The organism is Erysipelothrix larvae (assembly GCF_001545095.1).
GTDB lineage: Bacteria > Bacillota_I > Bacilli_A > Erysipelotrichales > Erysipelotrichaceae > Erysipelothrix > Erysipelothrix larvae.
On record NZ_CP013213.1, the window covers coordinates 598,154 to 619,817 of the forward strand.

The 21,664-nt window shown below is 36.8% G+C and carries 21 protein-coding genes and 1 tRNA gene; 16 read left to right on the top strand and 6 right to left on the bottom strand.

Features of this window, described 5'->3' with window-relative positions:
• The first annotated feature begins 80 nt into the window (after positions 1 to 80).
• Genes AOC36_RS02735 through AOC36_RS02750 form a run of 4 tightly spaced genes read left to right on the top strand, consistent with a single transcriptional unit; the run spans position 81 to position 4,909 of the window.
• Positions 81 to 2,126 (top strand): FAD-dependent oxidoreductase, encoded by a 2,046-nt coding sequence (locus AOC36_RS02735; protein ID WP_067631154.1) that lies wholly within the window; start codon positions 81 to 83, stop codon positions 2,124 to 2,126.
• A gap of 13 nt (positions 2,127 to 2,139) precedes the next feature.
• A complete protein-coding gene (locus tag AOC36_RS02740) occupies positions 2,140 to 3,072 on the top strand; it encodes a polyprenyl synthetase family protein (protein ID WP_067631157.1) in 933 nt (310 codons plus the stop codon).
• Positions 3,069 to 3,965, top strand: a complete 897-nt coding sequence (locus tag AOC36_RS02745) for a UbiA family prenyltransferase (RefSeq protein WP_067631162.1) — start codon at positions 3,069 to 3,071, stop codon at positions 3,963 to 3,965. The genes AOC36_RS02740 and AOC36_RS02745 overlap by 4 nt, the downstream gene beginning before the upstream one ends.
• 47 nt (positions 3,966 to 4,012) lie before the next feature.
• On the top strand, positions 4,013 to 4,909 hold the full coding sequence (locus tag AOC36_RS02750) for a UbiA family prenyltransferase (protein ID WP_067631166.1): 897 nt from the start codon (positions 4,013 to 4,015) through the stop codon (positions 4,907 to 4,909).
• A 546-nt stretch (positions 4,910 to 5,455) separates the two neighbouring features.
• Here the strand turns inward: AOC36_RS02750 and AOC36_RS02755 are convergent.
• Entirely contained in the window at positions 5,456 to 5,899 is a 444-nt protein-coding gene (locus tag AOC36_RS02755) for a hypothetical protein (RefSeq protein ID WP_067631169.1), read from the bottom strand.
• Between the two features lie 24 nt (positions 5,900 to 5,923).
• On the bottom strand, positions 5,924 to 6,673 hold the full coding sequence (locus tag AOC36_RS02760) for a tyrosine-protein phosphatase (protein WP_067631173.1): 750 nt from the start codon (positions 6,671 to 6,673) through the stop codon (positions 5,924 to 5,926).
• A gap of 394 nt (positions 6,674 to 7,067) precedes the next feature.
• Between AOC36_RS02760 and AOC36_RS02770 the strand changes: the two genes are divergently transcribed.
• Positions 7,068 to 8,090 carry a DUF6709 family protein gene (locus AOC36_RS02770; protein ID WP_067631181.1) on the top strand — a complete coding sequence of 341 codons (1,023 nt, stop codon included), beginning with the start codon at positions 7,068 to 7,070 and terminating at the stop codon, positions 8,088 to 8,090.
• A gap of 80 nt (positions 8,091 to 8,170) precedes the next feature.
• On the opposite strand, the gene AOC36_RS02775 is transcribed toward AOC36_RS02770, so the two are convergent.
• Positions 8,171 to 8,246, bottom strand: a tRNA-Lys gene (locus AOC36_RS02775).
• 160 nt (positions 8,247 to 8,406) lie between these two features.
• Between AOC36_RS02775 and AOC36_RS02780 the strand changes: the two genes are divergently transcribed.
• From AOC36_RS02780 to AOC36_RS02805, 6 genes are all read left to right on the top strand, one after another.
• On the top strand, positions 8,407 to 9,288 hold the full coding sequence (locus AOC36_RS02780; RefSeq protein WP_067631185.1) for an NAD(P)/FAD-dependent oxidoreductase: 882 nt from the start codon (positions 8,407 to 8,409) through the stop codon (positions 9,286 to 9,288).
• The gene (locus AOC36_RS02785) at positions 9,289 to 9,606 is read left to right on the top strand and encodes an ArsR/SmtB family transcription factor (RefSeq protein WP_067631189.1); all 318 of its coding nucleotides are present in this window, start codon (positions 9,289 to 9,291) and stop codon (positions 9,604 to 9,606) included.
• Between the two features lie 123 nt (positions 9,607 to 9,729).
• On the top strand, positions 9,730 to 10,107 hold the full coding sequence (locus AOC36_RS02790) for an Inorganic pyrophosphatase (RefSeq protein ID WP_067631192.1): 378 nt from the start codon (positions 9,730 to 9,732) through the stop codon (positions 10,105 to 10,107).
• A gap of 194 nt (positions 10,108 to 10,301) precedes the next feature.
• Complete coding sequence (locus AOC36_RS02795; RefSeq protein WP_067631196.1) at positions 10,302 to 11,204, top strand: ROK family protein; 903 nt, start codon at positions 10,302 to 10,304, stop codon at positions 11,202 to 11,204.
• A 150-nt stretch (positions 11,205 to 11,354) separates the two neighbouring features.
• The gene (locus tag AOC36_RS02800; RefSeq protein WP_067631199.1) at positions 11,355 to 12,266 is read left to right on the top strand and encodes a cation efflux transmembrane domain-containing protein; all 912 of its coding nucleotides are present in this window, start codon (positions 11,355 to 11,357) and stop codon (positions 12,264 to 12,266) included.
• Between the two features lie 255 nt (positions 12,267 to 12,521).
• Positions 12,522 to 14,090, top strand: coding sequence for an SWIM zinc finger family protein (locus tag AOC36_RS02805; protein WP_067631202.1), 1,569 nt, complete (start codon positions 12,522 to 12,524; stop codon positions 14,088 to 14,090).
• Positions 14,091 to 14,169: 79 nt separating this feature from the next.
• Here AOC36_RS02805 and AOC36_RS02810 read toward each other — a convergent pair whose 3' ends face one another.
• Positions 14,170 to 14,967: a Cof-type HAD-IIB family hydrolase gene (locus AOC36_RS02810; protein WP_067631205.1), complete on the bottom strand. Its 798-nt coding sequence runs from the start codon at positions 14,965 to 14,967 to the stop codon at positions 14,170 to 14,172.
• A 138-nt stretch (positions 14,968 to 15,105) separates the two neighbouring features.
• On the opposite strand from AOC36_RS02810, the gene AOC36_RS02815 reads away from it, so the two are divergent.
• The 3 genes from AOC36_RS02815 (at position 15,106) to guaA (ending at position 18,502) form a co-directional block, all read left to right on the top strand.
• Positions 15,106 to 15,639: a thermonuclease family protein gene (locus AOC36_RS02815; RefSeq protein ID WP_067631208.1), complete on the top strand. Its 534-nt coding sequence runs from the start codon at positions 15,106 to 15,108 to the stop codon at positions 15,637 to 15,639.
• 207 nt (positions 15,640 to 15,846) lie between these two features.
• On the top strand, positions 15,847 to 16,977 hold the full coding sequence (guaB, locus tag AOC36_RS02820; RefSeq protein ID WP_067631213.1) for an IMP dehydrogenase: 1,131 nt from the start codon (positions 15,847 to 15,849) through the stop codon (positions 16,975 to 16,977).
• Positions 16,970 to 18,502, top strand: coding sequence for a glutamine-hydrolyzing GMP synthase (gene guaA / locus AOC36_RS02825; protein ID WP_067631216.1), 1,533 nt, complete (start codon positions 16,970 to 16,972; stop codon positions 18,500 to 18,502). The genes guaB and guaA overlap by 8 nt, the downstream gene beginning before the upstream one ends.
• An 85-nt stretch (positions 18,503 to 18,587) precedes the next feature.
• Here guaA and AOC36_RS11825 read toward each other — a convergent pair whose 3' ends face one another.
• On the bottom strand, positions 18,588 to 18,758 hold the full coding sequence (locus AOC36_RS11825) for an Arm DNA-binding domain-containing protein (protein ID WP_078055059.1): 171 nt from the start codon (positions 18,756 to 18,758) through the stop codon (positions 18,588 to 18,590).
• Between the two features lie 172 nt (positions 18,759 to 18,930).
• Here AOC36_RS11825 and AOC36_RS02830 point away from each other — a divergent pair, with 172 nt between their 5' ends.
• Both AOC36_RS02830 and AOC36_RS02835 read left to right on the top strand, forming a co-directional pair.
• Positions 18,931 to 19,518, top strand: coding sequence for a type IV toxin-antitoxin system AbiEi family antitoxin domain-containing protein (locus AOC36_RS02830; protein ID WP_067631219.1), 588 nt, complete (start codon positions 18,931 to 18,933; stop codon positions 19,516 to 19,518).
• Positions 19,515 to 20,363, top strand: coding sequence for a nucleotidyl transferase AbiEii/AbiGii toxin family protein (locus AOC36_RS02835; protein ID WP_067631222.1), 849 nt, complete (start codon positions 19,515 to 19,517; stop codon positions 20,361 to 20,363). Before AOC36_RS02830 ends, AOC36_RS02835 begins: the two co-directional genes overlap by 4 nt.
• A 402-nt stretch (positions 20,364 to 20,765) precedes the next feature.
• Here AOC36_RS02835 and AOC36_RS02840 read toward each other — a convergent pair whose 3' ends face one another.
• Positions 20,766 to 21,614, bottom strand: coding sequence for an SDR family NAD(P)-dependent oxidoreductase (locus tag AOC36_RS02840; protein WP_067631226.1), 849 nt, complete (start codon positions 21,612 to 21,614; stop codon positions 20,766 to 20,768).
• Positions 21,615 to 21,664: the final 50 nt, after the last annotated feature.

A 21,664-nucleotide genomic window follows, 5' to 3' on the forward strand; every position in this document is an offset into this window, starting at 1 on the left:
TTGACAAACTGGGTGTTCCTTAATTGTGTGAGATTATGGGGTGGGGTATAATAATATGGACAATTATAGGAGGAATATTAATGGGAACAAAAATTGTTGTTGTCGGTGCCGGTTATGCGGGTGTTCTTACAGCTAAAAAGCTTGCTAAGAAATTCAAGAAAAATTCCGACGTACAAGTAACGATTATTGATAAAAATCCGTTCCATACAATGTTAACAGAACTTCACGAAGTGGCAGCTTGCCGCGTTGATGAAGAAAGCATTCGCATGGACCTTAAAAAGATTTTTGCTGGACGTCGTGTTGATGTTAAATTAGATACAGTTGAGACTGTTGATTTTGATGCTAAAAAGGTAGTTGGGAAACATGAAACTTATGATTACGACTATGTTGTAATTGCTTCAGGTTCAAAACCAACTTACTTTGGGGTGCCAGGTGCGAAAGAAAACTCATTCACACTATGGTCATATGATGATGCGGTTATTTTACGTGACCACATTCACAATACATTCCATGCAGCTTCATGTGAACCAGATCTTGCGAAACGTCGTAAGATGTTGACATTCCATGTTGTTGGTGCTGGATTTACAGGTGTTGAAATGATGGGTGAGTTGGCTGAGTATGTGCCAGTTCTTTGTCACAAACTAAGCCTTGATCCAAGCGATGTAACCATGGTTAACCTTGATGGTATGAATCGCGTAGTACCGATCTTACCTGAAAAACTTTCTGCAAAAGTTGAACGTCGTCTTGCGAAGATGGGTGTTCGTGTAGAATTAAATGCAATGGTAAAAGAAGTCGGTGCAGATTTTGTAGTTTACGAACGTGATGGTAAACAAGTCCGTGAAGAAACAACAACAACAATTTGGACCGCAGGTATTGAACAAAATGACGTCGCAAGCGATTCGGGCAAATCTCTTGAAGCAGCACAACGTGGTGGACGTATTGAAACCGATGGATTCTTACGTGCTAAGGGTCGTGAGGATGTATATGTTGTCGGTGATAACATGTACTATATCGTTGAAGGTGAAGACCGTCCCGTACCACAAATGGTTGAAAATGCTGAACACAGTGCTGGAACTGCTGCAAACAATATCGCGGAATCAATTCGTGGTGGCAACAATCTAAAAACATATAAACCTGCATTCCATGGTGTTATGGTGTGTATCGGTGGTAAATATGGGGTAGCTCATGTTGGACTTCCAAACTTCATGTTCTCACTTCCTTCATTCTTCGCAATGTTTGCGAAACACTTTATTAACATTGTATATTTCATTCAAGTCATGGGTTGGACAAAGATTTTCAGTTACCTTAAACATGAATTCTTTACAATCCGTAACCAACGTAGCTTTGTAGGTGGTCACCTATCAAATCGTACACCAAGCTTCTTATTGATGCCTGTACGTGTATGGTTGGGTGCTGTATGGTTGTTTGAAGGACTTTACAAATGGCTCGCAGAAGGATGGCTTGAAGAATTCAAACTTCCTGACTTCTTTAAATATGCAAACATGTTCTATGACAATATTATTGACAGTGCAACTGCTGCTTATTATCATGTAGGAACTGAAGTAGCACTTAAGGGCTCAGATATGATTTCTGCAGCAACCGGTGATGCTGGATCAGGCGCTACAGGCGATGCTGCATCGGGTGCGACTGGAGCTGGAGGCGGAACTGCATCAGCAGGTGAATTATTATTTAATGTTCGTTTCTTCAATGTGTTCCACTTAATCTTTGTTTCTTCAACTGCACTTGAATCAGCAAAACTTGAAAACTATGCATTCAAACTAAACGTTCCACTTATGAACTGGTTTGTTGAAAATGTAATTCTTGCAAATCCTGATTTTGGTATGATTATGCAAGTATCAATCGTTATTATGGAAATCTTAGTAGGTCTTGCATTAATTGCAGGTCTATTCACAACATTATCTGCAGGTGTATCAATTGTATTACAATTGATGTTCCTCATGACTACTGGTTGGTATCTATCAGGTGCTTGGATGTTCTTTGCAAGCTTTGCAGTATTAATCGGTGGTGGACGTACACTGGGTCTTGATTATTGGGTAATGCCATGGCTTAAGAAGCAATGGACAAAAATTCCGTTCTTTAAGAAGTGGTACCTCTATCACGAGTAATTGGTGAGTCTCAGTGAATGAACTAATCAAAAAAAACTTAGAGATGGTAAATGCGGAGGTTGATAATTTATTGTCAACCTCTCCTTTACTCATTCGGCAGTATATGACGCATTTGGGGAAAGCTAAAGGAAAAGGCATTCGTGCGAGCGCAGTTCTTGCAAGCTCAATCACAAATGAAAATGACATTCCTTTGGACGCAATTCACTTTGCAAGTGCGATTGAACTGCTACATCTTGCATCACTGGTTCATGATGATGTGATGGATGATGCAAAAGTTAGACGTGGAATCACAACTCTTAATGAAAAATACGGACGGAAAACCGCAGTCATTTGCGGAGATTATGTGCTTGCTTTAGCACTGAAATCCTTCGCAAAAATTGAAGATGGGGCGAAATATTCCGGATTCAGTTTATCAACAACAATGGAAGACTTGGCATTGGGTGAGTTGAATCAACACATCAACAATGGCAATCTATACATATCAATACCTGAATACCTTGCAATTATTAAAGGAAAAACAGCTGCTTTATTTGAAGCTTCATTCTATGCAGGCGCAATTACAAGTGGTGTCGATAATGAAGAAGTTGAAAAGTATAAACCCTTTGGAAACAATGTGGGTATGATTTTTCAATTGATGGATGATTGTCTTGATTATGAATCATCTGAAGCTGTGGCATTAAAACCCGTAGCCTCTGATTTTTCACAAGGGGTTATCACATTGCCACTCATTCATGCATTTGATGAAGAACCAGAGTTAAGAACAACATCATTGACACGTGAAATTGTTATTGATCGTGTTAAGAAGTATTCAGGCGTACCTTTTACAAAAATGAAAGCTCAAAAATATTATGATGAAGCGATTGCGATTTTGGAAACATTGAATGTGAGTTCAATGAAGAAGGATCAACTTCAATTCATTCTTGATAAGTCAATGGGGAAAATATGATTAAACGACTTTTTAAATTTGTTGAGATACAGACAAAGATCACAAGTTTCTTTACGTTTATGCTCATGATTGGTGTTATGATTTATCATAACATTAACATTGACCTGATAAAGACTTGTGTCTTTTTCTTAGGGATGTTTATCTTTGATCTCACTACAACCGCAATAAATAACACAATTGATTCTAAAACAAATGGTCAAGACTTAGGGTTTACCTATACTCAAGGCAAGATGATGTGTTTTGGACTCTTCGCAATTAGTACCATTCTCGGGATTGCACTTGTAATACTCACCGATTGGATTGTCCTTTTATTAGGCATGTTCTGTTTTGCAGTCGGGGTTCTTTACACCTATGGACCTGTCCCGATATCACGAACACCCTTGGGTGAGTTTTTATCCGGAATCTTATACGGATACTTTATTCCCTTTATCTTATTGTATATCAATATCGGACACGATTTACTGTCCGTGAGTGTCGGTGAAATCATCACGCTTAACGTTCATACGAAAATGTTTATCGGATTTGTGATTGCGGGATTTATTCCCACACTGCTAACCGCAAATATTATGCTGGGCAATAATACCTGTGATGTTGAAGCGGATGTGAAGGTCAATCGATTCACACTGCCATTTTATATTGGTAAACCAAACGCAGTAATCTTAATGCGAATCTTATATGCACTTGTGTATGTTGGTGTGATTGTTGGGGTAGTATGTGGGGTGTATCATCCCATTGTGCTTCTGACACTCGCAACAGCACCTGTTGTCATGAAGCATGTTAATGTGTTCAAAGAAAAAATGATTAAGCGTATTTCATTTGTGAATGTCATTAAGAATTTCATTCTTGTCATGGTTGTGCTTAACGCCTTGGTTTATCTGAGCATCTTACTTTAGGGATTTACAAAAATATAAGACCAGCCACAAAAATCGAAGGGGTAACAATGATTAAAAGACTTTTAAAATTTATTGAGATACAAACCAAGATTACTAGCCTCTTCCCATTTTTACTCATGATTGGGTTTATGATCAGTCATAGCATTGATATTGACATTGTAAGAACAAGCATCTTCTTCTGGGGGATGATTTTCTTTGACCTCACCACAACCGCGATTAATAACACTATTGATTCAAAAACAAATGATCAAGACTTAGGGTTTACCAACAATCAAGCAAAGATAATGTGTTTTAGCTTACTTGCAATCAGCACGTTAATGGGCATCATTCTTGTTGTGTTGACGGATTGGATTGTACTTATATTAGGCATGTTCTGTTTTGCGGTAGGGATTCTCTATACGTTTGGTCCTATTCCGATATCACGCACGCCAATGGGGGAGTTTTTCTCTGGGATTTTACATGGATATTTCGCCCCATTTATCTTGCTTTATATTAATGTTGGCGCAGCGCTTTTATCAATTGAATTTGGTGACGCTATTTCTATACAAATCCATACCCAAATGTTTGTGGATTTGATGATTGTTGGGATGGTACCAACGCTTCTGATTGCGAACATTATGTTGGGTAATAATACCTGTGATGTGGAAGCGGATGTGAAGGTGAATCGATTCACGTTACCCTTTTATCTGGGTAAACCCCTGTCCATCGTTTTAATGCGCATCCTCTATGCCGGTGTCTATGTGGGTATCATTAGTGGTGTCGTATGGGGTGTGTATCATCCCATTGTACTGATAACGCTTTTTACAGCACCGATTGTTATGAAGCATGTGAGTGTCTTTAAAGAAAAGATGATCAAACACATCTCATTTGTGAATGTCATCAAGAATTTCATGCTTGTAATGGGTGTGCTTAATGTAATGGTTTATCTTAGTATCTTACTGTAGAGTGTACATTGTGCACTCTTTTTTATATGTCAGGCAAGGCATCTATCGAGGTGGTGCAAGTTTAGCCCCAGGTATTTACCACCATGTTGCATTAGTGCAATAAGCTAAAAATCAGTGATGATGCTATAAATCCAATGTACAAAAGGCAAATTTAAAAACTACTAGACTGTAAATCAAGAGGTTTTGAATGACAAAAGATAGGTGTGTTAAAGTCGTATGTTTCCCATTGATTCTGTGATCATCCCACAATGTGTTACAGCCATTTCACCCCTTTTTTATACAAAATAAACATGATTCTCTATTTTAGCATGTCCTCCGAGCTTAACTTTTCGTCCAGCACCATCCCGTATCACCATTTTCTTATCGTGGTTTATCCCCTTTTCAAGTTCTTTAGCTTTGTGGTATATATAAACCAGGTGATCTACATGTCCTGGCTTTGCTTAAAAGCCCCTGGCTTGTTTTCTATAAATACTACTGATATTGTGTAGTGACCAACATTATCATGTTAATGGATATTAAAAAAGAGGGATAAACCCTCATAAAATATTATTCATCGTGTTCAATGACATCCACATCAACGACTTCACCGTTTTGATGTGCACTTGCCAGACGTGTTTGACGTTTAGAGTGGAAGATGATTTCAACCGCTATCCCTAAAGCAACAACCAGTCCGATTGTTATCATCCAAAGGATAATTCCGGCTAAATCTGCAAATCCTTCACCAGAGTGTGCAAACATATAGAACAGTGAAACAAAGGCGATGATGTATCCGACAATAAAGATCATAAATGCTAAGCTGTATTTAAATGAAGTTAAGATGAAGAAATAGATTCCTACACCAACTCCTACAAATACATAATTGAGTAATACATGCCAGTCAAATGGGGATTTCAACAATCCAAAGACCGCAATCGAAAATAGTAGAACCGTTAATGCAGTAAAACTTAGGCTAATAATTAATTTATTCTTAAGTGTTAATCGGTTTAACATAAGATAGCCTCCTTCTCCTTAAATCTATTCTAACAAACTACCCCTAAGAGATTCAATCATTATGTTATCGAGTTTTAAGCCGTTTTCTACATAGGACTCAAAGCTGCCATAAACATGATCTATTTCATCAAAGGTTGCTTGTAAATAATCGGGTGATACAAACGTGAGCGCATGGTAATCCTCGTCACTAAGGCTCATCGGCCCGTTTCGTTTGCGTGTTGCTTCAATTAGGGCTTCGACGTCCTTCTTTGGTTGATTATTTGTAAGCAGATACTCGTTCATTAATGTATCAAAATCTGCACCTAACAGCTTTAAAATGAGTGCTGCAGTGTATCCGGTGCGATCTTTACCAGCAGAACAGTGGAAATACGTACTGTTGTGATTGTTCACAACACATTCAATGAAGCGTTTGTGCTGTGTAAGCGTAAAGGGATTCGTAACAAATGATTGGTACATGGGAATCATAAATCCCTTGAAATCATGATTCTTTAGTTTGTTCATGATATCCTTTGGATCAGCACTGGTGCTTGATAATTCTGGCATCAGTTGCAAGGATACATCCATAACCCCTGGAATGATGATATTCGGGTGATCATGACGTTCGTCTTGACTGCGTAGGTCTAGGACGGTATTAATATCAAGTTGATTGTGAAACGTGTTTTGGTCTTCTAAGGATATTGAATCCAAAGGTCCCCCACGAAACAGCTTGGACTTAGTCGTGCCATAGGCTGTCTTAATTCCCCCCAATGATCTAAAATTCCGTATCGATTGCATATGTGTCCTCCAAAAAATATCATATCATGAAACACCGGTATGATTGTGTTTTTTCTTAACAAAAGCTGTGAAAATCACCAAAATATTAAACAGATTTTATCACTGTTTCATATTAATGAAAATTCCTGAAATGAAATTAATATTATTTTATAGTATACTATTTAGTAGTATCAGTTTTGTGAAAGAGGTGAACTCAAATGAAATATACAAGGCGATTGAAAATTATCTGGTTTGCATTTTTATTAATTGTTGCATTCAGTTTCCTTGCACAGGATTTTTTGGGTCGATCTCTGGGGATGGATACAGCTATTTATGCTGTTTTGTTTATGTTTTTATTTCTGCAATTACGTGACATTATTAAGCATAATGACGAAGAATAAATGGGGAGAAGCTTATGGAAAAATTATTAAAGCTAAGAAATCGAAAATTCACAACTGTGATCGTTGTAGGATTAACTTTACTTGGCATGGAAATGATATTTTTGTCACGTCCAGTTATGAACTCAATGCGTATGATTATGAATCAAAGTCATCAACCAATATCAACATCAGAGAAACTCAATGATGTTTCTGTGAATGATATTGTTGTATTGGATAGTGAATTTATCGATGCATCCGGATTTGGTTATTATAGCAATGATAAACTCGTAATTGATTATACTTTGGGTGCATTTGAAGATGAATATATTTTGGTAGTACAGCCTTTAGGGAAGGGAATTACTAAAACAGTCCTTGTTGATCGACAAGTACAGTTTGTAGGTAAACGCGTAAATGATCATGATTCTGTGAAAGCACGCGCCTCAATTGTGAGTGATTTTGCGGATTATTATGAGATAACTGAAGAAGAGGCAGAAACATACTTTGCACCTGAAATTATTGAATTTGTTGGAGTGGTTGGTGATGTACCTTTATGGCCAATCGTTGTGATCGCTGGGACTGCACTGATTGTGATTGGTCTTGCTGCTTATGTGAAGAAAAGCCACCAGAAAAAAATTAAAGAAGTGTTGGAATATGATGAAGCACTACACATTGCATCACAACTCGAACTCCCTGAATTTCAAACGAAGCATGCAATTCTTGTTGATAAGTATCTAATCAATAAAAATGCGTGGAATGCAAAACAACAGTTTATTATGAAAGATACCATTGCTTGGGCTTACATGCATACAATGAGAAACTCATTTTATGGGATACCAATCCATAAATCGTATTCAGTGATGATCTATGTTAATGGGACAAAAAAACCAATTCAGATTTCAATGACTGAACACCAAGTCCAAACCTTGCTCTCAATGCTTCATGAAATGAATCAGGGTGTTGTAGTTGGGTATACTCAGTCATGGATTAAGCTTTGGAAGAAAACATTAAATAAAGCTGATTTTAGACAATTGATTCTTGAAACCCAAGAAAGTAACTAAGCGCATGTGCGCTTTTTTTATCAAGAAAGATAAAGGATAGCATATAAAAAAACCACTTTTGAAGTGGTTAATTGTCATCATGGTACTCCGTCACGGGCTCGAACCGTGGACCCACTGATTAAGAGTCAGTTGCTCTGCCGACTGAGCTAACGGAGCATGTGCTTTATTATTATACTATTTTGAGCGGATTGTTCAAGTCTTTTTGATAAAAATCATTAAAAAGAGGGGCGATCAATCGGAATTTTATGCCTATAAATTGAAGCGCATCTGTGGTTGAAGTATAATGACTGTAAAGGGGTATGAAAGGGGCATAATCATGATACAAACAGAGCTCGTAGTGATTGGGAAAGGCCCAGCGGGGATTCAAGCATCAATCTATGCGGCACGTGCAGGGGTTGATACAATTGTAGTCGGTAAAGATATCGGAATGATTGAAAATGCTACAATGATTCAAACATTTTTGGGATACGAATTGATCAGTGGGTCTGAGCTCATTTCCAAAGGGATTGAACAAACTCAGAAAATGGGTGTGCCAGTTATCAGTGATGAAGTCGTATCTATTTCACATGATGGTTCCTATTTTAGAGTTGAAGCAATCCATGAAACCTACGAATGCTTATCAGTGCTGATTGCGACCGGTGCAAAACGCTCTGTTTCTAAGATTCACAATCTCAATGCATTCATGGGTAAGGGGGTATCAACCTGCGCAGAATGTGATGGTTTCTTCTTTAAAGACAAAAAAGTAGGTGTGATAGGACATCGTCATTATGCAGCCCATGAAACAAACACACTTCTTAAGATTACTCCAAATGTAACTTTATATACAAATGGGAAAGATCCAGAGTGTGAATTTGACGAACGTGTTATAATAAATAAAGAAAGTATAAAAGCGGTTATTGGAGATCATAAGGTCAAAGGATTAGAGCTAGAGAGTGGTTATGGTGAACTTGATGGTGTGTTTATTGCGCTGGACAGTGCATCATCCATTGATCTTGCTTCAAAACTTGGAGCACTCATCGAACACAACAAAATATGTGTGAATGCGAACCAAGAGACCACAGTACCTGGGCTTTTTGCTGCGGGTGATTGTACCCCTGGAATTCAACAAGTTGCGAAAGCTGTAGGTGATGGATGTACCGCTGGAATGAACAGTGCGGTATATATCCGTAATCGTAAACATAAGATTAGAGGTAGTTAAATGTCAAATAAAGAATTAATTGAGAATTGCGTCTTGTTAGATCAAAAGTCGTATGAAGACCTGACGTATCTTTTTAAAATGTTTGCTGATTCAACACGGTTGAAAATCTTCACTGTGCTTGCATATAAAGAATGCAGCGTGAATGAGTTGACGGAAGTTTTAGGCGTTACCCAATCCGCAGTATCACATCAACTGTCTACGTTGCGTGCTGCAAACCTCGTGAAATATCGAAAAGATAAACAAACGGTCTATTATTCACTCCAAGATAATCACGTCATGATGATCTTTAAACAAGCACTGGAACACGTGAAAGAATAACCTCACAATTTGATTGATTTTCCGCATGAGATGTATGACGTTTCATGAAAGAATTTTAACTGTTTACATTTCTATATGAAAAATGTATAATGGGTGTATGTTTGAAGGCAAAGGATGGTTTCGATGCAACAAGAATTGTTGAATAATGGGTATTTCTGGCAAAAGCTAGATTCACTAGTACTCTCTACAAACTTAGTGATTTCACAACCGAAAGGTTCACGTCACCCGCAGTATCTTAATATGGTCTACCCCGTAGACTATGGGTACTTAAGTGACAGTGCTTCTATGAAAGTATTTAAAGGGAGCCTTAAGAAATCAACAGTTGACGCGATTATGATCGTTGTTGATATTTTAAAGAGAGACTTAGAAGTTAAATTGATTATGGGATGTACTGAGGATGAAGAAGTGAAGATACTTCGCTTTATCAATCAAACAGACTATCAAAAAGGATTTTTAGTTCGTAGAGGTAATGATTTACCTGAATGGGCACTTACCGATTAACAATTTAGATCAAAAGAACATGCGGATGCATGTTTTTTTATGCATGTCGCAGCGTTGCTTCACCCTTTATTTATACGGAAAACACGCATGAAAGTATGAAAATTTCGAAATATTTCACACGTTCGTGTGAGTGACAGATGATGGGTGTGGTATAGTTATTCTATAATGTGTTTATAAACACAAATGGAGGAACTATGTCACAGAAGATTGTTGGGATTGATATTGGTGGGACACAGATAAAGTATGGATGCTTGGATGAAACAGGAACCATCTTTAGTAAAGGCGTAATCGACACACCTAAAAAAGGTGAAGAGATTCTGGATGCCCTTGTTACAATCTTTGAGGGGTATAATCAAGATCATGATGTTAAAGCAGTTGGGATTAGTGCACCTGGTATTATAAATAATGAAGGATATCTCATTACAGGCGGTGCAATTTATGACTTCTATGATTTTGATTTACGCGCTGAAATGATGCGTCGTGTTGGCGTTGAGGTGTTTGTAGAAAACGACGCTAATTGTGCCCTTTATGCGGAAAAATGGATTGGGATTGCTAAGAAGTGTTCAAACTTTATTCTAGTTGTGATTGGAACCGGTGTGGGTGGTGCAATTATGATCCATGATAAGTTGTATCGCGGGGCTCATTTTAGTTCGGGTGAATTTGGGTTTATGTTTGCAAAAAACCCAAAAGATACAGATGCGCGACGTTCATCATGGAGTTTAGTAGGGTCTGTTCAATCAGGAATTGTAGATGCTTACAAAACCCTTAAAAATGATGGTGAAGTTGTGTCAGGACTTGAGGTGTACAACCGCGCTTTACAAGGTGATTCCATTGCAAAACAGGTAATGGATGATTTGTACACAACCTGCGCGCAACAAATATATAACCTTATCGTATCCTTTGATCCAGAACTGGTTGTGATTAGTGGTGCAATTAGTGGGAATAAAGAGTTTATTCAAAAGGTCAATCAAAAGGTAAACGATATGAAAAATACACATCAAGACATGGGGAATATTGTATTCCCTGAGATAGTTGCTAGTCAGTATCTCAATGACTCAGGCATTATTGGTGCTGCATATAATGCAATCAAGCAATAGGTTACAAACACAATCCAAAAGGGTTGTGTTTATTATTTTTTGTTGGTTTTTTCACAAAACATTCACATAACTTTCGTGTCACGACCATATTCAAAGCCAGTCCTCATGATAGAATGACTATAGATTGAGCAAGAAACATGAGGTGTTAAAATGAATCAATCAACTGAGGAGAAAATATTAAAATCTTCGATGTTTGTGTTATTAATCTTTGCAGTATCCGGTGTAGTATTTGGAAATCTCTTAAACTCTGAGGTCATCTTGTTTGAGGGGATTTACAGTACCCTAAGCATTGTGACCAGTTATCTTACCTTAAGAGTGACGCGATATATTCGCAAAAAAGATGACGATAACTTCCCTTTTGGAAAAGAGGGAATTATACCACTTGTTGTTTTATTGCAATTTTTAATTCTAAATGCGATGCTCATATATATGTTTGTTGATGCAATATTGATCATACTAAGTGGTGGTTCTGTCACAAATCTTGGATCAGTCATTGTGTATCTCTTATTCACAACAACACTGGTTAGTATCTATTGTAAACGTCTAAAAAAAGCTTCAAAGACCAGTCAATCTCCAATCATTTTATCTGAAGTTAAACAGTGGCACGTCACACAGAAACAAGGATATTTTGTTTTGGGAGGCTATATTTTAGGCTTTGTCTTATCGCAGACATCAACCCAAGGAATTACCCCCTATATTGATCCAATTATCTTAATAATCTTTACCATCTTAACGATTTCTCAAACGTTTAATGAAATGATTAAAGCGTTTAAAGAATTGATTGGTATGTCTACGATTGGCGATAAAACGTATGAAGTCATGGAAGATAAAATCGATAAGATATCGGATGAATTTAGAATCAAAGATTACTATTTACGAGTAAAGCATTTGGGTGGAATGTTGGTTATGGAGATTGATTTTCTTGTAGATCATCAATTTGAATGTGAAACAGTGAAGGATCAAGACCGTATTCGAGATGAAGTGTATCGCACGATCCATAAAAATAACTTAAATCTATGGTTAAGCATTTCTTTTACAACAGACCCCCGATGGATCGAATAACCCAGGTTTAAACGCCTGGTTTTTTTTGTAAACACACTTCATATCCTGATGTATAGATTGTATTGGGATAAAGTGAACCCCCAGTTTTAACGCAACCATGAAGTCCTTTTTATCTTAGAGAACATGACAAAAGGTGTACTAGCGTTTTTCGCAGTGTATATTACGCATGTTATGGTGTTTTTTATTCACTGTTTTCGTTAGAAAACTAGCACTTCAATTGATAATGCTTTATAGTTTAGATAGAGGTGGTGAATTATGGATTGGAAAGACGATTTTACATTTGATGTATTACAAAGAGGACATGAACTTCATTTAGAGGAACGTGTTGATTTTGAAATTGATGAAGATATGATATGGGGTGTTGTTCACGATACAGCCGATTACAATGTTAACATTGAAGTTGATGACCAAGGGGTTCAATCAATGGCTTGTGATTGTCCTGATTCACAAAAACTGCGCTGTCAGCACATGGCTGCGCTCATGTTTGCCTTCGAAGAAGAATCAAAGGATTTTTTTGAAAATATGCGAGATTTATTTGATGAGAGTGCACTTGAAATCGAAGATGTATTGGATACGCTTGATAAAGATTCACTCATTGAATGCTTATCGTTTATTTATCAACGCAGTGAAGAAGCCAAAGTATTAGCAAATTTATTCGTGCATAATTATTTTGAAGAATTTTTTGATGCGTTTGATGAAGATGAATATGATGATGATGAACTAGAGATGGACGAAATTGACTTAACGGACTGCGAGATCTCAGAGATTTGCTTAACACTGGATATGTATTTCGATGTTATGGTAATGGAAGATTATGATGAGGATGATCCAGAAAATGAAGGGATTTATCTTTTCTTAACCTCACTTGAAGCGGTGTATATTAACAGTGGTGACGATGAAAAACGTGCGATTTTCACATGGATGACTGAAAACTACGATGCATTTGAAACAATCGATGAGGCAGACCTTTATTTTTCATGTTTTGAGAATCTCTTTGTGGATGATTTTCTAAATCAAACAAAGTTTACGTATTTATATGATTTAGTGCTCAGGGATATCTTACCCTTTGAAGAAAATAATGGATCAGAAAGTGCCATGAGTGCTTTGTTTGCTGTCGCAAAGGTACTAGACCGTGAGAATGTAATTGAAGAAATATATGCCAAAAATAAACACCATCGGTATGTGTTTGCACAGTATATCCAACATTTACTAAAAACAAACAAAAATAATGAAGCGCTTCAAGCGTTAGAAGAAGATTGTTCCTTTTTAAGACGTTTAAGTCGTCGGGACTATGAAACCTGTGGTGTGATTACAGGACTTGCGTATGAAATTGGCGATCTAGATGCCTTTCGATATTACTTTGAACATTTAATTCATCATGATGATTGGGTTGATTCACAATTATTTATTGAATATAAAAACTCATTTAATCCGGCACAATGGCCTCAAGCCTTTAGGGAGATTTCTGATGTCATGAAGATGCAACAAGACTATGCTGATATCTTAATTGATTTACAGGAATACAATGCGCTTTTAGAACATATTATTGATCAGGGTGATGTTTCACTGTTATTACTTCATGAAGATATTCTAAGTGCTGCACATCCACAACGTGTCATTGATTGTTATCTTAGAATTGCGGATGCTTATGCGACACAAACAGGACGATCGGCGTATCAAAAAGCGACGGAAATCCTAGGGGAATCTTTGAAGCATCCAAATGCAAAAACCCACGTGGTAGGATTACTTGAGACATGGAAAACAAAGTATTCAAATCGAAAAGCAATGCTTGAGATCATTGAAACTTTCGAACAAAACTTATAAGCCTAAAAGAAACGTTGATAGAATCAGCGTTTTTTTTCAAACAAAAAGAATCACACAGGTGATTCTTGGTTCTTTAGGATTAGATTAGATTTAAATGCTTCAGTGCATTGTAGATGCCATGATCATCGATATCGGTTGTGACATAATCCGCAATTTCTTTCAGGGTATCGGTTGCATTTCCCATCGCAACACCAATGGCAGCATGACGCAACATGTCTTGATCATTTTCTGCATCACCAAATGCAATCACTTCATCCCATGTTAATGAGAGCTTACCTAGCACAGTTTCAATGCCTTTGATCTTACCAGCATTCACAGAATAAATATCATAAGCATCTCTGTAGGCTTTCGCAAACTTCAGTTCAGGATACACAGGACGCAGTGTTTCAATGAAGGTTTCATCCCCCATTAAAAACAGTCCCATCGGTATTTCATCCCCTAATTCAGCGTCTTGATAATCCAACAGAATGTGTTCTTTTGGACTGCCTTTTAAATAAGACGTTAAAAATGTTTCAAGACCATGATAGACATGCATTTCATCCAACATTTTTCCAGCAACCCCAATGTTATGTTGACGGCAGATTTGAATGATGGCCTCAACATCTTGGCGTGTTGGTGTTATGTACACAATATGGTCACGTTCCTTATTAAAGACACAGGAACCATTAATGGTAACCACATAGTCTGGCTTAACACGTTGGAACACATCATCTTGAATAAAATAGTAAGCACGTCCCGTTGCAATCATTACTTGAACACCTTTCTCTTCAAGAGTTTTAATTGCTTGGTAGGCACTGGGTTTGATTAATATCTCTCCGCGTTCAATGAGTGTATCATCGATGTCGAAGATCGCAAGCTTTATATTTTTAATATCCATGAGTAGATAATACCATAAATGTTCGTATTTTTAAATACGAAGAAAAGAATACTGGCCCATATTTAAGAAGTTAACATTCAAGAAATTCACCCCCATTTTCTCAATCAATAATGATATAATAAGCTTCGAGGGATTCGTATGAAACAAAAACAAATAAAACTTACTAAACGAAAAATCAATAAAATAAAGAAAACGATCACATCAATTCTTGCGCTTATCGCAACAGTGTATGTGTTATACCAACAACTCAATCCACAAGAAACAGCACAACCCGCACAGCATCAAACATCAACCGTTCGATGTGTGGATGGGGATACATTTTGGTATGGGGATGAAAAGATTCGATTACTGGCGATTGATACACCCGAGTCAACCAACCAAATTGAGGTCTTTGGAAAAGAAGCCAGTGAAAGAACCTGTGATTTATTAAATGGTGGAAGTAATCTTGAATTTTATTATGATGAAGGCAATGAAATCGACAAATATGATCGCCATCTTTATTGGGTATACATTGATGGTGTGTTCTTACAAGAACTCCTTGTATCTGAAGGCTTAGCAGAGGTTAAATATGTTGATAAATCAACTGTCGATCAATCGCGCCTAAAACAACTTGAGAATGCTCAAACACATGCGAAGGAAAAAGCTCAAGGGATTTGGTCTTTGGATTCATAATTCATTATAAAAACTTTATATATAGAAAGAAAAGTCGTAGCGAACCTACGATTTTTTTGTGAAGTGTCGCACAGTGATTGAGTTCTTGGTGGTGGAATCCCCAAAGAATTGAACATATTTACAGTTTAAATGGAAATCATCCGAAACTTGTTGATTTTATAGGGGGGAATAGAGTATAATGCTAACTAATATTAAGGAGGAAATGGAATGAATGGTAAGGTAATCAAAGAAGCGTATACATTTGATGATTTGTTGCTAGTACCTGCGAAATCAAGCGTGGTACCAGCAAATGTGTGTCTAAAAACACGCCTGTCTAAAAAACTCTCATTAAATGTACCCCTACTTTCTGCAGCTATGGACACTGTTACAGAAGTAGATATGGCAAGTACCATGGCAAAACTTGGTGGAATGGGTATTGTTCATAAGAATATGACGGTACAAGCACAAGCAGAAATGGTAAAGGCTGTTAAGGACAGCGTGATTGAAGATGAGTTTACAATTGCGAATGTTGACGAAGCGGGCAAACTTCGTGTCGGTGCAGCAGTGGGTGTTGGTGAAACAACTTTAGAGCGTGTAAGTGCACTTGTTGAAGCAGGCGTTGATATTGTTGCAGTAGACAGCGCACACGGTCACTCTGACGGTGTATTAGAAACCGTGAAGAAAATTCGTTCACAATATCCTGATCTTGACATTATTGGAGGTAATGTCGTGACAGCACAAGCAGCGACTGATCTTATCTATGCAGGAGCAACCGTCATTAAAGTGGGTGTTGGTCCTGGATCAATTTGTACAACACGTGTAGTTGCTGGTGTTGGGGTTCCTCAACTTACAGCTGTTATGGATGTATATGAAGTTGCACGTCAATATGGTGTGGGTGTTATTGCTGATGGTGGTATAAAGCTATCGGGTGATATTTCTAAAGCACTTGCAGCAGGCGCGGATTGTGTCATGCTGGGAGGACTGCTTGCAGGATGTGAAGAATCACCAGGAATTGTACTTGAAGTATTTGGAAAAAAGGTTAAGAACTACGTAGGAATGGGATCACTGAGCGCGATGCAACGCGGATCAAGTGATCGTTATTTCCAAGGTGGTGTTGCGGAATTATCAAAACTGGTACCAGAAGGTATTGAAGCAACCGTTCCTTATAAAGGCAGCATTCGTGATGTAATCTATCAAATGCTTGGAGGTGTGCGTTCAGGTATGGGATATTGTGGATGTGCAACGATTGAAGCAATGAAAACAAATGCGCAATTTGTGAAGATTACCGGTGCAGGGTTACGTGAAAGTCATCCTCATGATGTCGAAAATGTAAAGGAGTCACCAAACTACAATGGGTAATAAAATATTAGTCTTAGATTTTGGTTCGCAATACAACCAGTTAATCGTCCGTCGTATTCGTGATTTAGGGGTATATAGTGAACTACTTGATCATGAAATTACAGCAGAAACAATAAAAAATGATAAAGATGTTGCAGGGATTGTCTTATCAGGTGGCCCAAATTCAGTCTATGAAGAAGGTGCATTTACACTTGATCCTGAAATCTTCAATTTAGATATTCCGGTATTAGGGATTTGTTATGGAATGCAACTGATGTCACATTTACAAGGTGGTAAGGTTGAAGGTCATGATAAAAAAGAATACGGGCTCGCTCCTGTAGAAGTGAATAAGGTGAGTTTACTGACTGATGGTATTCCTGAGTGCTTTAATGCATGGATGAGCCATGGTGACCAAGTAAAGGCTGCTCCAGAAGGTTTTGAAGTAACTGCACGCAGTGAAAACACTGAGATCACAATGATGGCAAATGAATCAAAGAAACAATACGGGATTCAGTTCCATCCTGAAGTAAGAAATAGTGAATTTGGTCTGGATATTATCTCAAACTTTGTATTCAATATTTGCCATGCTGAAAAAGGGTGGTCAATGGAACACTTTGTCCAAGAACAAACAGATAAAATCCGTGAACAAGTAAAAGATGAACATGTAATCTGTGCTTTATCTGGTGGTGTTGATAGTGCCGTTGTAGCAGCCCTTCTTCATCACGCAATTGGCGATCAATTGACCTGTGTGTTTGTTGATCACGGTCTGTTGCGTAAAGGTGAGGCTGACTCTGTCGTGGAAGTATTTAGAGACGCATTCCATATGAATCTGATTAAGGTCGATGCGCAACGTCGTTTCTTGGATAAACTTGCAGGTGTTGATGATCCAGAACAAAAACGTAAGATTATTGGAAATGAGTTCATCTATGTATTTGAGGATGAAACAAAGAAACTAAAAGATGCGAAATGGCTTGCGCAAGGTACTTTGTATACAGATGTTATTGAGTCAGGAACAAAGACTGCACAAACAATTAAGTCACATCACAATGTAGGTGGACTTCCAGAAGATATGGAATTCAAACTCATTGAACCGCTTAACACACTCTTTAAAGACGAAGTACGTCAGCTCGGACTTGTATTAGGTCTTCCTGAGAACATCGTACACCGTCAACCATTCCCTGGTCCAGGTATCGCAATTCGTATTCTTGGTGCAGTGGATGAGGAGAAAATTAAGATTGTTCAAGACAGTGATTATATCTTAAGAGAAGAAATCGCAAACGCAGGACTTGATCGTGACATTTGGCAATACTTTACTGTATTAACGAACTTGCGTTCAGTTGGTGTCATGGGTGATCAAAGAACTTATGATTACACACTGGCATTACGCGCAGTAACTTCGATCGATGGAATGAGTGCTGATTGGGCTCGTATTCCTTATGATGTATTACAAAAGATCTCTGTTCGTATCGTAAATGAGGTTAAGGGTGTTAATCGTATTGTGTATGATATTACATCTAAACCACCTGCAACGATTGAGTGGGAATAATAACTAAAAGTGCGAAATATCCACTATTTAAAGGGTATTTCGCACTTTTAATTTGGGTTCTCAATTGAAAACTGGTCCACTATTTTTATAACTTCAGAAGTGTGTTTAACAAATACAAAAAAAGGATTTCCCAACTCAGTGCTTCATCATAAGTTTTGAAACCTCGTTTTGTTTTCCCTTTTCGTTCACCAAGATAGTTTTTATAACGAAAGTTGCAGAAATATGTTTGGTTTACTTCATTTAAATATACTGTCATAATTAATCCTCTACGTGTTGATAATAAAGCAACTTTATAAGTATATATTAATTATTTAAAGCTGAAGTTCCATTTTAAAGTAAGATATTCAGTATTATTAATATCATTATCTGTACTAACGTGCGTTAAAAGTATATAATTAAAGCACATTAGTACAGGAGTGAGGGATAAAATGATAGATAAACTTAAATGGATATCAAAAAATAATAATGGTTTGATTTATACTAAAGATGTAACTCAATACAATATTAGAAAAGAAGTTTTAAGTGATCTTGTAAAGTCAGGTGATCTTGTTAGATTAAAAAGAGGGGTATATTGTTTCAAAGATGAAATCATCGATGAATATTATTTATTTCAATTAAAAGCACCACAACTTATCTATTCATTAGGAACAGCTTTGTTTTTTCACGGTTATTCCAATCGAGTTCCAAATGTGCTCTCAATTACAGTAAAGCAAGGTTACAATGTGCATAGAATTGACACGCAAAAAATAAATGTTAGATATAGTAGTGATGAACTATTTGAACTTGGCCTTACAGCAATTAAATCACCTCAAGGCATGGAAGTTCGCTGTTATGATTTAGAAAGAACAATTTGTGATATTGTCAAAGAACGTAATAAAATGGATCCGCAAATATTTTCAGATGCAATAAACCAATATTTTAGTAATAAAAAAATCAATTCTAGACTATTGATGAAGTACGCAAAGGCTATGAAAATTGAGGGTGAAATTATGAAATACATTGAGGTATTACGATGAGAACATCAAAACAACTAAAAGGTTATTTAAGAAATTTAGCAAAGGAGAAGAATATCTCTGCTCAGGAATTACTACAGATATTCATGTTTGAAAGACTAATTGAAAGATTATCATTGTCTGAATATCGTAACCATATTGTGCTAAAGGGCGGACTACTCGTTGCATCACTGATTGGTATTGATGAGCGAACAACAATGGATATGGATACAACAATTGTTGGATATCCAGTAACTGAGGAGTCAATGGAAACATTGATTGAAGATATTATTAAAGTCGAACTAGACGATGGAATTCAGTTTGAATTTCTTGGTTTGAACCCAATAAGAAAGAATGACGATTACAGCAACTATACAATCAAACTTGAAGCAACATATGAAGAAATACGTGTACCTTTAAAGATTGATGTTACAACAGGCGATGCAATTACGCCAAGAGAAATAGCATATGATTATTATCTTTCATTTGAAGGAAGAACAGTTTCTATATATTCCTATCCAATTGAAACTGTGTTGGCAGAAAAACTAGAAACAATTTTGAGTAGAAATGTTACCAATACCAGAGCACGAGATTTTTATGACATCTATCTTCTTTATAATACACAATGGGAAAAGGTAGATATTAGTGATCTTAAAGAGGCTTTGATTGCGACTGGAACAAATAGAGATTCCTTGGATGAGATTGATGCTTATTCGGAAATAATAGAAGATATATCAACTTCAAGAACTATCATTACATCATGGGAAAGATATCAGAGTGAAAATGCATATGCACGAGAAATAGAACTTAAAAATATACTCATAGTTATTAGTAATATCTTAGAATTACTTAACTTAGATGATAAATGATTTTAATAATTCTTTACATGTAATTGTAAAGTACGACTGTTTATGTTTAAAGATATCCGGAATTTTTCCCTTAGTTTCTTCATTGACTTTTCCGATTAACTGTAGACCGTCAGTTAATAACAACATTAATCAGCACTAAAAAAGCGAATTAATCCAATACACTTAGTTAAGGTGTTGGGTCAATTCGCTTTTTATGTATGCAAATTATTCCAATAGAGAATACAAAATGCTTAATTCCTACTATGATTATTTTGTGAGTATATATAGAAGAACAAGCCATATGAATTAAGACCTAATAAAGAAAATTATCGAAGACAAATCATTAAATTTAGAATTAAAAGAGAGAAAATCTCGTAACTATCTTCACAAATGAAAGAGATAAGTTCTATGCTAAGAAGGGATCTATTTGCTGTCCTTATTGTGGTGGTCGTCATGACTCACTACACGCTCATATAGATCATCGTGTATAGATACATCGTGTTTCTGATTATGAATAGAATTTCCGGCATAGTTCATTTGTGGTTCTTCAAGCTTAAATTCAAAAGTCTCCCAATCCACAATTCCTAATGTTTTCTCACTATCATATAGGTGCAATAAGAAATCCGCCATTTGTTCACTTGTATGATACTGCCCAAATTTTTTATCATAATCATAGTCTTGCGTGTTGTTTGCTAACTTGCCAAATTCTGTTTTGGTTGCGGCAGGTGCTAATATTTTTGCTTTCAGTTTTGCGCCGCTGGCTTTTAATTCATGTGCCAGTCCTTCTGTAAATGCACTCACATAGAATTTTGTTGCACAATAAGTCGCTGCATTTGGAACAAGAACATAGCCACCACGAGAAGATAGGTTGATTAACTGAGTTCCTGAAACATCCCTATATTCATTGACATATAATGTGGAAAGAATAGTTAATGTCTCAATATTTAGTTTCAACATATTCTCAATTTTTTCCAAATTCTGTTGTGAAACACTAGCATAATCACCAAACCCCGCATTATTAATCCATGTTTCAATCGAATAGCTTCTTAATTCCTCATATAGAGAATAGGCAGTTGGAATATCAGACAAATCACAGCTTTTTGTGATAACTTCGATTCCCGAAAAGGAATCTTCAATTTCTTTCTTCACTTCTTCTAGCCGATTTTTCCTCCGAGCAACTAAAATTAAATTTTTTCCTCGTTTAGCAAAAGCCTTAGCAGTTGCGTAACCAATGCCAGAGCTTGCGCCTGTAATAACAACAAATTTTTTCATAGAAATTGCCTCCTTAGATTGTTTCTTATTTCATCTTACAATCTGGAGTT